Below are 11,672 nucleotides of genomic sequence, written 5' to 3' on the forward strand. Positions count from 1 at the left end.
GGCTTTTTTTATGTCTGCCTGCCTCTGTCGCTCGCGGCTGCCTGCAAATTTCGTTGCAGCAGTTTAAGCATCTCGTAAAAGCGCGACAGGTCGGCTTCACTGCAACCTTCCGTCGCCTGGCCGATAACGCTGTCCACCTCACGCCGTACGGCAATCAGGAGATCGGACGAAGCGTCGGTGAGGAAGATGCATTTGGAGCGGCGGTCATCGGGATTGGGCCTGCGTTCGACCAGGCCGAGAGACTCCAGCTTGTCGAGGTAGGTGCAGACCGTCATCGGTTCCAGCCCTATCCTGCCGGCTATATCGGCCTGCTTGCTGCCATCGATGGCTGCCACGGTCAAAAGAGCACGCGCTTCACCTGGTGTCAGCCCCAGCCCAGCTTCGCTGATGCGTCGCTCAAACACACTGTTGAGAAACCGCGTGCTGCTGTTGAGGAGGAATGCCAAGGACTCTTTTTCGATCGACGTCGTCATGATGCGCCTTTTTCGTAAGGCTCTCTTATTAAAAATTCCCGTGTGACTGGCAAGCCTCCCGACATGGGTGCGACGGATCGGTTGATGAAAGAAGCGTATTGAAACCGGGCTTGCACCGTGCCCATATGGCGCAAATCGCATCTGCATGAGGACGAACCCATGACATCCACCACCGCGCTCTACGCTTCTCTTACTCACTGGGACGGGAAAAATGGTCTCCCGAGGTTCGAGAATGTCCGCGACGAAGATTTTGCCGGCGCCTTCGATGCTGCCCTTGTCGCCCACGATGCGGAAATTGACGCAATCGCGCAGGCCGGTGAAAAGCCGAGTTTCGCAAACACCATCACAGCGCTAGAAATCGCCGGTGACGAGCTCTCGCGGGTTTCGGCACTGTTCTGGAACAAGGCAGGCGCACATACCAACCCGGCCATTCAGGCGCTGGAACGCGAGATCGCGCCGAAGATGTCCAGGCATTATTCCAGGATCAGCATGAATGAAGCGCTGTTCAGGCGGATTGACAGCCTCTGGGAACAGCGTGAGGCGCTGGGTTTGAGCGGCGAAGAACTGCGCGTTCTGGAGCGTCATTGGAAGGGCTTCGTGCGATCCGGCGCAAAGCTGCCAAAGGATAGCCAGGAGAGGCTTGCTGCCATCAACGAGGAGCTTGCAGGGCTTGGTGCGAAGTTTGGACAGAATGTTCTGGCCGACGAGAAAAGTTGGAAGCTCGTTCTCTCCACCGAGGAGGAACTTGCAGGCGTGCCGGACTTCCTGCGCGATGCGATGAAGGGTGCCGCACGCGAGCATGGCGATGATGGTGCTTATGCGATTACTTTGTCGCGCTCGATCATTGAGCCTTTTCTGACGTTTTCAGAGCGCCGCGACTTGCGCGAACAGGCATTCAAGGCTTGGGTTTCCCGGGGCGCCAACGGCGGAGAAACCGATAATCGCGCCACGGTCAAACGGACGCTTGAATTGCGCGATGAAAAGGCGAAGCTTCTGGGTTACGCCAATTTCGCCGCCTACAAGCTGGACAATACCATGGCGAAAACGCCGGAAGCGGTCAATGATCTGCTGACGCGCGTCTGGACCAAGGCTGTTGAGCGCGCTGGTGAGGAGGAAGCCGAACTGGCCGCCCTGATGCGTGAAGAGGGTAACAACCACGATGTCATGCCGTGGGACTGGCGTCACTACGCCGAAAAACTGCGGGCAATCAAATTCAATTTCTCCGAGGCCGAACTGAAGCCATATCTGCAACTGGACAAGATTATCGAGGCCTGCTTCGAGGTTGCCCATAGACTTTTCGGCATCCGTGCACTCGAAGTCACCGACGTCATCGCCTACCACCCGGACGTGAGAACATTCGAGATCCACGACGGTAACGGTAAGATCGTTGCGGTGTTTCTTGCCGACTTTTTTGCCCGGCCTTCGAAACGGTCTGGCGCATGGATGAGCTCGTTCCAGTCTCAGCACAAGCTGCGCCTCAAGAACGGCAGGGAGGGCGAGCTTCCGATCATCTACAATGTCTGCAACTTCGCCAAGCCTTCGCAGGGAAAGCCAGCACTTCTTTCACTCGATGACGCCCGCACCCTGTTCCATGAATTCGGGCACGCTTTGCATGGTATGCTATCCAACGTCACCTATCCATCTGTGTCAGGAACCGGTGTCTCACGTGATTTCGTGGAGTTGCCGTCGCAGTTGTACGAACATTGGCTGACGGTCCCGCAGATTCTCGAGACCTACGCGCTGCATTACGAGACCGGCGAGCCGATGCCGAAGGCCTTGCTGGACAAGGTTCTGGCCGCGCAGACCTTCAACGCCGGTTTCAACACGGTTGAATATACCTCATCCGCCCTGGTGGATATGGCGTTCCACACGCGTGGTGTTGTTGAAGATCCGATGGCTGTCCAAAGCGACGTTCTGGCTTCGCTGGGAATGCCGAAATCCATGGTCATGCGGCACGCAACTCCGCATTTTCAGCACATATTCTCCGGTGACGGGTATTCGGCAGGCTACTATTCCTACATGTGGTCGGAGGTTCTGGACGCAGACGCGTTTGAGGCGTTCGAAGAAACGGGCAATCCATTCAACCCCGATGTGGCACGAAGGTTGAGGGACAATGTCTATTCTGTCGGCGGCTCTGTCGATGCCGAAGAAACCTACAAGGCGTTCCGTGGCAAGATGCCGAGCCCGGACGCAATGATGAGGAAACGCGGTCTGGTTTGACATCAGGCGGTCAGGTCCGGAAAATCCCGGTTTTGACCACCTCAAAACTGTCATATAAGCCTGTTACGGCATTTTCGCAGGGGGCTTATGTTACAGGCCCCCCTTTCGCATTTGCAAAAAAAAGGTTATGAGCCCGCCAAACTAAATTGGCGCACACCCGTTTGATAGCGCCCAACCTCAGAGATCTTGAACAATGGCACTTCGCAACATCGCGATTATCGCGCACGTTGACCATGGCAAAACGACGCTCGTTGACGAGCTTCTGAAACAGTCCGGCTCGTTCCGCGAAAACCAGCGCGTTGCAGAACGCGTCATGGATTCGAACGACCTCGAAAAAGAACGCGGCATTACCATTCTCGCCAAGGCGACTTCGGTTGAGTGGAAGGGTGTTCGCATCAACATCGTCGACACCCCCGGCCACGCCGACTTCGGCGGTGAAGTTGAGCGTATCCTTTCGATGGTGGATGGCGCGATCGTTCTGGTCGACTCGTCCGAAGGTCCGATGCCACAGACCAAGTTCGTCGTGTCCAAGGCGCTCAAGGTTGGTCTTCGCCCAATCGTTGCGATCAACAAGATCGACCGTCCCGATGGCCGCCATGAGGAAGTCATCAACGAAGTGTTCGACCTTTTCGCGAACCTCGACGCGACCGACGAGCAGCTCGACTTCCCGATTCTTTACGGTTCCGGTCGCGATGGCTGGATGAACGTCAATCCCGAGGGGCCGAAGGACGAAGGTCTTGCTCCGCTTCTCGATCTGGTTCTCAAGCACGTTCCTGAGCCAACGGTTGAAGAAGGTCCGTTCCGTCTGATCGGTACGATCCTTGAAGCCAACCCCTTCCTCGGCCGCATCATCACCGGCCGTATCGCTTCCGGTTCGATCAAGCCGAACCAGGCCGTCAAGGTTCTCGGCCAGGATGGCAAGACCATCGAAACCGGTCGTATCTCGAAGATCCTCGCTTTCCGCGGCATCGAGCGCACAGCCATCGAAGAAGCCCATGCGGGCGACATCGTTGCCATCGCCGGTCTGTCCAAGGGCACCGTTGCCGACACCTTCTGTGATCCCTCGGTCAACGAAGCGATGACGGCACAGCCGATCGACCCGCCAACCGTCACCATGTCCTTCATCGTCAATGACAGCCCGCTGGCTGGCACCGAAGGTGACAAGGTTACGTCGCGCGTCATCCGCGACCGCCTCTTCAAGGAAGCCGAAGGCAACGTCGCGCTGAAGATCGAAGAAGCCGAAGGCAAGGATTCGTTCTTCGTTTCCGGCCGTGGCGAATTGCAGCTTGCCGTTCTGATCGAAACCATGCGCCGCGAAGGCTTCGAACTTGCCGTCTCGCGTCCACGCGTCGTCATGCACAAGGACGAAAACGGCCAGACGATGGAGCCGATCGAGGAAGTCGTCATCGACGTCGATGAAGAACATTCCGGTATCGTCGTTCAGAAAATGTCCGAGCGTAAGGCTGAAATGACCGAGCTTCGCCCATCCGGCGGCAATCGCGTTCGTCTCAAGTTCCTGGCTCCGACCCGTGGCCTCATCGGCTACCAGTCCGAACTGCTGACAGACACACGCGGCACGGCGATCATGAACCGCCTGTTCCACGACTACCAGCCCTTCAAGGGTGCCATTGGCGGTCGCGTCAACGGCGTTCTCTTGTCGAACGGCGCTGGTGAGGCGGTGGCCTACGCCATGTTCAACCTGGAAGATCGCGGCCCGATGATGATCGAGCCCGGCGAAAAGGTTTATGCTGGCATGATCATCGGCATTCACACGCGTGACAACGACCTTGAAGTCAACGTTCTCAAGGGCAAGCAGCTGACCAACATCCGCGCTGCGGGCAAGGACGAAGCCGTCAAGCTGACACCGCCGATCCGCATGACGCTCGACCGCGCGCTCTCCTGGATTCAGGACGATGAGCTGATGGAAGTGACGCCAAAGTCGATCCGTCTTCGCAAGATGTATCTGGACGCCAATGACCGCAAGCGCTTCGAAAAGGCTAAGCTTGCCGGCTGATTTTCAGCGTCTAACTCGTAATTTCGAAAGACCCGGCCTTCGCGCCGGGTTTTTTGTTGTCCTGACAGCGTTAACCCTGTCTCCGTTTTGTTTGGGGGCAAAGCACCATGCTGCTTGCCTCAATGGTAAATTTAGCGTTAATTTTTACCCTTAATCCACATGAATAGGCTGTGGGTAAGCTTCACGCCGTTAACCTTTGCGGCTGGTAAGTTCGCTCCGCTGGGGTCAGAAACGCGTTATGAAAACGTTATCCATAGATATTCGCCGTGCAGAGTCCGACGATGCGTATGCCATTTCAGATGTGCACAGATCATCGTGGCAGCAGGCCTATGGGGGATTGATACCGCACAAGCCGCTGCGGCAAATGCTGGATCGGCGCAATGAGAACTGGTGGCGCAAGGCGACCCGCGGTTCAGCCACCATGCTCGTGGTGGAAGTTGCAGGCGTGATTGCCGGCTACGCAACGCTCGGGCTTAATCGTGCCCGTGGATTGCCCTATGATGGCGAAGTCTATGAGATTTACCTGCGCCCGGAATATCAGGGCATGGGCCTCGGCTCGGTTCTGTTTACCGAGAGCCGTCGGCTTCTAAAGTCGCTGGGCTGCAGGGGTCTCGTCGTCTGGTGCCTTGAAGACAGCGATGTTGCCAGTCGCTTCTTTCGCTCTCACGGGGGCGAGGACGTCGTGGAAGGCATGGAGGATTTCGCCGGGACGCAATTGCGCAAGCTTGGCTTTGTTTGGCACTGAAGCAGCGCACGGTAACCGAGACGCTTTTGCAGTTGTTTTCACGACTGTACCGCCTTTGCCCGCTTTGGCCTTCAAATATTCCCGATTTTACGCTATTGCGAGAAAAAGCTGGCTTTGGCCGCGCTGCAATTCGTAACATTTCGGAGTGAGAGATGGATAAGTTCACCAAGCTGACGGGCGTTGCCGCTCCTATGCCGGTCGTCAATGTCGATACCGACATGATCATTCCGAAGGATTACCTTAAAACCATCAAGCGCACCGGCCTTGGCAAGGGCCTGTTTGCGGAATCGCGATATCTGGAAGATGGGTCTGACAATCCGGATTTCGTGCTGAACAAGCCAGCCTATCGAAATGCGAAGATCCTTGTCGCCGGGGATAATTTCGGCTGCGGCTCCTCGCGCGAGCACGCCCCATGGGCGCTTCTCGATTTCGGCATTCGCTGCGTCATCTCCACCAGCTTCGCCGATATCTTCTACAACAACTGTTTCAAGAACGGCATTCTGCCCATCATCGTCAGCCCGGAAAATCTGGAGAAGCTGATGGATGATGCATCGCGCGGCTCCAACGCCGTCGTCACCGTCGACCTTGAAAAACTGGAAATCAGCGGACCCGATGGGGGAACGATCGGTTTTGAACTCGACGAATTCAAGCGTCATTGCATGTTGAACGGCCTCGACGACATTGGCCTGACGCTGGAACATGCAGGTGCCATCAAGGGCTTCGAAAAGTCCAACGCCTCTTCCCGCCCCTGGGCTTGAGGTCAACTCGTATTCCGTCATGCCGGACCTGATCCGGTATGGCGGATTTGTTGCAGCGTTACTCGCCACCTGAACGCTCTTGCAATGTCGTTTCGAAATCGCTCCATTTCTGCGCGACGTACCAAATCGGCTTTTGCGTTCCTTGAAATGAACCATCGCCAAGGCTAAGAAGCCCGCACACTGCAGCGACTTACGTTGCAGACATACGGATTTTTAGATGCGCCCCGCCGTTTTGAAACCACCAAGGTTTCGTGGTGTGGCCAAGGAGGGTTTTCATGACGACGCGCACGCTTTTCCTGTTGCCGGGTGATGGCATCGGCCCCGAGGCCATGGCGGAAGTCCGCAAGCTGATCGATTATCTCAACAGCGAAAAGGCCGCAGGCTTCAAGACAGAAGACGGTCTTGTCGGCGGCAGCGCCTATGACGCCCATGGCGTAGCGATCTCCGACGCTGACATGGAGAAGGCGCTGGCCGCCGATGCCATTCTGTTTGGCGCAGTCGGCGGTCCGAAGTGGGATGGTGTTCCCTATGAGGTTCGACCGGAAGCAGGCCTCCTGCGCCTGCGCAAGGACCTGGAGCTTTTCGCCAACCTGCGCCCTGCCATCTGCTACCCGGCCCTGGCGGCAGCATCGTCACTGAAGCCGGAGCTTGTCGAAGGGCTCGATATTCTGATTGTCCGCGAATTGACCGGTGGCGTCTATTTCGGCGAGCCAAAGCAGATCATCGATCTCGGCAATGGGCAAAAGCGCGGTATCGATACGCAGATCTATGACACGTTCGAAATTGAACGCATCGCCAGCGTTGCTTTCGAACTGGCGCGCACCCGCGACAACCGCGTCTGCTCCATGGAAAAGCGCAACGTCATGAAGTCGGGCGTATTGTGGAACCAGGTCGTTACCGAAACGCACGCGGCCAAATACAAGGACGTTGTGCTTGAGCATATGCTGGCGGATGCCGGTGGCATGCAGCTGGTGCGCAAGCCAAAGCAGTTCGACGTCATCGTCACCGACAACCTGTTCGGTGATATGCTGTCCGACGTGGCGGCGATGCTGACCGGCTCGCTTGGAATGCTGCCTTCCGCTTCACTCGGCGCCCCGGATGCCAAGACGGGCAAGCGCAAGGCGATGTATGAGCCCGTCCACGGCTCGGCGCCTGATATCGCCGGCAAGGGCATTGCGAACCCGATCGCGATGATCGCTTCCTTTGCGATGTGCCTGCGCTACTCCTTCAACATGGTCGATGAAGCCACGAAGCTGGAAGCAGCCATCGCCAACGTTCTCGACAAGGGTGTCCGCACCGCCGACATCATGGCGGATGGTTGCCGTCAGGTCAGCACGTCTGAAATGGGCGATGCGGTTCTTGCGGAATTCAAGGCGCTGTCGGCCTGATCGATACGGTCTGGGCAGGCGGCGTCGCTGTCTGCCCACCTTCCTGCTCCGTCAGGAGGTGCTCGTAGCGCCTGTCGGTCAGCGTTTTCAGGAAGGCCACAATGGCGTCCACCCGCTTGTCGTCAAGCGCAGGCGCTGCCGTCAGTTCTTCAAATGCGATATTCTCCGGCACTTCCGGCGCATCCCACCTTTCGCCGGTTTCCGGATTGATCTGGCGGCTGGGCTTCTTGCTTTTGTATTTCACATAAAACAGCACGACCGTGCGCAGATCCTTGAACACGCCATTGTGCATATAAGGACCCGTCACCGCGACATTGCGCAGCGTCGGCACCTTGAACTTGCCGCGCTGGGCCGGATCGCCCGCGACGGCCGGGTTTTGGTAAAGGCCGAGATCGACGGCATCAGGCTTTGAGCCATTTGCCGCCCTGACCGACTTGTTGGCGGGAACGCCGATATTGAAATATTTGTGGTTGGTGAAGACACCGTCGGAAAGACCGCTCTCACCTCTGATTTCATGGCAGGTGTTGCAGTTGGTAAACTGGCTGGACGACATTAGAACGCGGCCCAGTTCTTCCTGGTCGGTGAGCTTTTCCTCGCCACGCAGGAAGCGGTCATATTTGGAATCGAAGGTCGAAAACTCGTCCGAGCGTTCGAAGGCGGCCAGCGCCTTCGTCATCGCCGCAAAGGCGGCATCGTCGCTCTTGAAGACATCTCCACCGAACTGCGTGCCGAAGGCTGCCGCGTAATCCGGGTTTTCCTTGAGACGCTTGGCGATGGTCGCCTTGTCGGGCATTCCCATCTCAACCGGGTTCAAGGGCGGGCCGCCGGCCTGCTCTTCCAATGTCGAAGCACGACCGTCCCAGAAATGGCCGCCGACATATTCGCCTGCGGCATTCCTTCCGAATGGTGGCGAGAATTTCGCGTAAGCGGCACTCGGCGCATTGCGGTCACCCAGAGAGGCGCCATCATCGCCCAGAGAGACATCATGACCGACCTTGTCGCTCTCTCGCGCATCGGTAAAGCCCGCCGCTTCCATGTGGCAGGTGGAGCAGGACATGGTGCGGTTCATGGACAGGTTGGTGTCGTGGAAGAGCGCTGCGCCGAGCTTTTCCAGCGTCGCATAGTCGTCGCCGCCATGGGCAATGTCGCCCGCGCCGGTACCGGCAGGCAGCAGGAGACACGCACTTGCAGTGATGACGCAGAAAATATGCCTGAACATGGCAGACGCCGAAATGGATGAAACTGCGCGCTCTATATCATTTCAGATCGGCAAAGCACAGAATCTTTCTGCCCCCGCTCCACTTTGTCGCAGAGACGGCTTTCAGTCGATCTGAAAATAGTTCTCGAAGGATTCGGGGAAATTCTGCCGTGCAACCCGCTCATCTATGACAAGCATCGCCTCATAGGATGTAGGATCGAAATTCTTCTCCGCAGGTACGACTTCCCGCCCGAACAGCAGACTGAGGCGCGCTGCATCGAGATTGCCACGTTCGAAGGGCTCATTGCCGAAGTGGTGCCACAGGGCGTGCAGGAACGCCGCATCCACCTTGTGTTCAGGCGAATCGTTCCGGGCGCGCCGGGGAATGTGCTTGATGGGCGTTACGCCGCGCGGATTGGCGCGGCGTATGGTGAACTGGATACCCGTGCTCGGCATGCCGGATGGAAAACCGCGATGTTTGGTCATGTCGGGCAGGTTAGCCATTCTCTTCTCCTTAGGCCTTGCCGATTTTGTCCTGTGTCTTCGTGTCGAAGTCGGACGCATCGTGGCGTTCATGCAATTGTTCTGAAGGATCGCCATTGGCCTTGTTGACCATGCGACCTCTTTTCACCGCAGGACGTGCTGCAATGTCTGCTGCCCAGCGCTGAAGGTTCTTGTAGCTTTTCACATCAAGGAAGACATCGGCCTTCGGATAGGACTGCCCGAGCGCCAGATTGCCATACCATGGCCAGACGGCAATATCCGCAATCGAATATTCCGAACCGGCCAGATACTGGTTCTCTGCCAGATGACGGTCCAGCACGTCAAGCTGACGCTTGGCTTCCATGGCGAAACGGTCGATGGCATATTTGATGTGGATCGGCGCATAGGCGTAGAAATGGCCGAAACCGCCGCCGAGATAGGGGCCGGATGCCATTTGCCAGAACAGCCAGTTGATCGCTTCCGTGCGCGACTTGTGATCCTTGGGGAGGAACGCGCCGAATTTTTCCGCGAGATAGAGCAGGATCGAACCGCTTTCGAAAACGCGCGTCGGCTCTGTCGTGGAGTGATCGATGAGAGCGGGAATCTTGGAGTTCGGATTGGCCTTGACGAAACCGGAGCCGAACTGGTCGCCATCGCCGATCTTGATCATCCAGGCGTCGTATTCGGCACCCGTATGGCCTGCGGCCAGCAACTCTTCCAGCATGATGCCGACCTTCTGGCCGTTCGGCGTTGCGAGCGAATAGAGCTGCAGCGGGTGTTTGCCAACCGGCAGTTCCTTGTCATGCGTCGGACCTGCGATCGGGCGGTTGATATTGGCGAACTGACCGCCATTGCCCTTTTCCCATTCCCAGACGTCGGCTGGTTCGTAACCGGCGGGAAAATTATTCTCGGGGGATTTCTCGGTCATGAAAATCTGTCCTTGTTCAACGGATCAAGCGCCAGCGTTCAGCACTCGAAAGCAATATAGGCATCACCGGGGATTTCCTCCACCGCATCATCGATGAGAAAAATTCAACCTTTGGCGATGGCGTGAAAAAACGTACCAGTCACGAAGCCGCGTCTGCCACCGGATGCTCCAAGCGGTTTTCCCTGTCCATCGGCAATCTGCGCGAAGGGCTCATCGTGACCCGGATCGGTCACTCGCGCATAGTGAAATTCATGGCCGCGCAGGACATCACCCTGCCGTCCCAGCGCTCCATCGGTGGCAATCGTCGCCTGCCGATAGCCGAGGTTCATCTTGCGCTGGGCAAAGCTCGTGGAATGGGAAAGAAGCCCGGTCATGTCATGCGTAACACCGTCAGCATCTTCCAGCGTTTCGCCCAGAACCATATAGCCCCCGCACTCCCCGTGGACCGGCTTCGTCTCGCTGAAGCGCCTGAGCGCGGTCTTGAAGCCGTTTGCGGAGGCGATCCGGCCCGCATGGAGTTCGGGATAGCCACCCGGCAGCCAGCAGACATCGCAGGATGGGTCCGGCCCTTCATCGGAAAGCGGTGAGAAAGGCATGATCTCGGCACCCGCCTCATGCCAATGCCGGTGCAGGTGGGGATAGAGAAAGGTAAAGGCGGCATCCTGCGCCAGTGCAATACGTTGCCCTGGTGGGGCGATTGCCGCAAGGATGGAGCCGGGCGAGAGATCGACAGGCATGGCCGCGGAATACAGCGCGTCGAGATCAATCGCCTTTTCCATGGCGTCTGCCAGGCGTTCGATATGCGCGTCGATTTCAGGGTGTTCGCTGGCTTGCACCAGCCCCAGATGTCGTTCCGGCAGCACAAGCGATGGATCACGCATCACGCAGCCTGCAACGGGCAAGCCGATCCTTTCGATGGCGTCGGTGCAAAGTGTGCGGTGCCTTTCGCTTCCTGCTCGATTGAGGACCACGGCAGACATTTTCACTGCCGGATCATAATGCGCAAAACCATGGGCGATGGCCGCAGCGGTCTGCGACTGGCCAGAAACATCCAGCACCAGAAGCACGGGAATAGAAAACAGCCGCGCCAGATCGGCCGCAGAGCCGGTGCGATGATCGGGCACCACAATGCCGTCAAACAGGCCCATGGCGCTTTCGATCAGCAACAGCTCGGCATCCTGCGACTGCTGGGCGAACAGGTGTCTCAGCAGGTCCGGCTCCATCGCCCAGCTATCGAGGTTCAGCCCATCGCTTCGCGCTGCCAGCGTATGGAAACCCGGATCGATGTAATCCGGTCCGGTCTTGATGCCCCGAACCTTCACGCCTCGCCGGGCAAATGCGCGCAACAGGCCGATGGTGACGCTGGTTTTGCCTGAACCGGAACGGGGTGCCCCTATGATGATTGCTCTTGCTGTCATTTGCGCTGTCCGTTCGGTTGGTCCTGATATCGTTCTTCATCAGATCA

General features: G+C 57.6%; 10 protein-coding genes. 5 read left to right on the plus strand and 5 right to left on the minus strand.

Annotation, left to right across the window (positions count from 1 at the left end):
- Nucleotides 1-8: 8 nt before the first annotated feature.
- Nucleotides 9-473, minus strand: coding sequence for a MarR family winged helix-turn-helix transcriptional regulator (locus QRN85_RS19420; protein WP_062589208.1), 465 nt, complete (start codon nt 471-473; stop codon nt 9-11).
- Nucleotides 474-632: 159 nt separating this feature from the next.
- Between QRN85_RS19420 and QRN85_RS19425 the strand changes: the two genes are divergently transcribed.
- The 5 genes from QRN85_RS19425 (at nt 633) to leuB (ending at nt 7,598) form a co-directional block, all read left to right on the plus strand.
- Nucleotides 633-2,693, plus strand: a complete 2,061-nt coding sequence (locus tag QRN85_RS19425; protein ID WP_284759801.1) for a M3 family metallopeptidase — start codon at nt 633-635, stop codon at nt 2,691-2,693.
- 193 nt (nt 2,694-2,886) lie between these two features.
- On the plus strand, nt 2,887-4,707 hold the full coding sequence (typA, locus tag QRN85_RS19430) for a translational GTPase TypA (RefSeq protein WP_062589206.1): 1,821 nt from the start codon (nt 2,887-2,889) through the stop codon (nt 4,705-4,707).
- 238 nt (nt 4,708-4,945) lie between these two features.
- Nucleotides 4,946-5,452, plus strand: coding sequence for a GNAT family N-acetyltransferase (locus QRN85_RS19435; RefSeq protein ID WP_062589205.1), 507 nt, complete (start codon nt 4,946-4,948; stop codon nt 5,450-5,452).
- Nucleotides 5,453-5,604: 152 nt separating this feature from the next.
- Nucleotides 5,605-6,210, plus strand: coding sequence for a 3-isopropylmalate dehydratase small subunit (gene leuD, locus QRN85_RS19440; protein WP_062589203.1), 606 nt, complete (start codon nt 5,605-5,607; stop codon nt 6,208-6,210).
- Between the two features lie 275 nt (nt 6,211-6,485).
- Entirely contained in the window at nt 6,486-7,598 is a 1,113-nt protein-coding gene (leuB, locus tag QRN85_RS19445; protein WP_284759802.1) for a 3-isopropylmalate dehydrogenase, read from the plus strand.
- Here the strand turns inward: leuB and QRN85_RS19450 are convergent.
- From QRN85_RS19450 to QRN85_RS19465, 4 genes are all read right to left on the minus strand, one after another.
- Nucleotides 7,579-8,817 carry a cytochrome-c peroxidase gene (locus tag QRN85_RS19450; protein WP_284759803.1) on the minus strand — a complete coding sequence of 413 codons (1,239 nt, stop codon included), beginning with the start codon at nt 8,815-8,817 and terminating at the stop codon, nt 7,579-7,581. The genes leuB and QRN85_RS19450 overlap by 20 nt on opposite strands.
- Before the next feature lie 102 nt (nt 8,818-8,919).
- A complete protein-coding gene (locus tag QRN85_RS19455; RefSeq protein ID WP_112964484.1) occupies nt 8,920-9,300 on the minus strand; it encodes a hypothetical protein in 381 nt (126 codons plus the stop codon).
- Between the two features lie 10 nt (nt 9,301-9,310).
- Nucleotides 9,311-10,207, minus strand: coding sequence for a glutathione-dependent disulfide-bond oxidoreductase (yghU, locus tag QRN85_RS19460; RefSeq protein ID WP_062589195.1), 897 nt, complete (start codon nt 10,205-10,207; stop codon nt 9,311-9,313).
- Between the two features lie 104 nt (nt 10,208-10,311).
- Nucleotides 10,312-11,625 (minus strand): cobyrinic acid a,c-diamide synthase CobB, encoded by a 1,314-nt coding sequence (locus QRN85_RS19465; RefSeq protein WP_284759804.1) that lies wholly within the window; start codon nt 11,623-11,625, stop codon nt 10,312-10,314.
- Nucleotides 11,626-11,672 lie beyond the last annotated feature (47 nt).

This window comes from Agrobacterium sp. fls2-241-TYG-188a (assembly GCF_030209845.1).

Coding starts and splice junctions, on each gene's coding strand:
- typA (WP_062589206.1), top strand. CDS start 2,887: ATGGCACTTCGCAACATCGCGATTATCGCGCACGTTGACCATGGCAAA.
- QRN85_RS19465 (WP_284759804.1), bottom strand. CDS start 11,625: ATGACAGCAAGAGCAATCATCATAGGGGCACCCCGTTCCGGTTCAGGC.
- QRN85_RS19420 (WP_062589208.1), bottom strand. CDS start 473: ATGACGACGTCGATCGAAAAAGAGTCCTTGGCATTCCTCCTCAACAGC.
- QRN85_RS19435 (WP_062589205.1), top strand. CDS start 4,946: ATGAAAACGTTATCCATAGATATTCGCCGTGCAGAGTCCGACGATGCG.
- QRN85_RS19455 (WP_112964484.1), bottom strand. CDS start 9,300: ATGGCTAACCTGCCCGACATGACCAAACATCGCGGTTTTCCATCCGGC.
- QRN85_RS19450 (WP_284759803.1), bottom strand. CDS start 8,817: ATGTTCAGGCATATTTTCTGCGTCATCACTGCAAGTGCGTGTCTCCTG.
- QRN85_RS19425 (WP_284759801.1), top strand. CDS start 633: ATGACATCCACCACCGCGCTCTACGCTTCTCTTACTCACTGGGACGGG.
- yghU (WP_062589195.1), bottom strand. CDS start 10,207: ATGACCGAGAAATCCCCCGAGAATAATTTTCCCGCCGGTTACGAACCA.
- leuD (WP_062589203.1), top strand. CDS start 5,605: ATGGATAAGTTCACCAAGCTGACGGGCGTTGCCGCTCCTATGCCGGTC.
- leuB (WP_284759802.1), top strand. CDS start 6,486: ATGACGACGCGCACGCTTTTCCTGTTGCCGGGTGATGGCATCGGCCCC.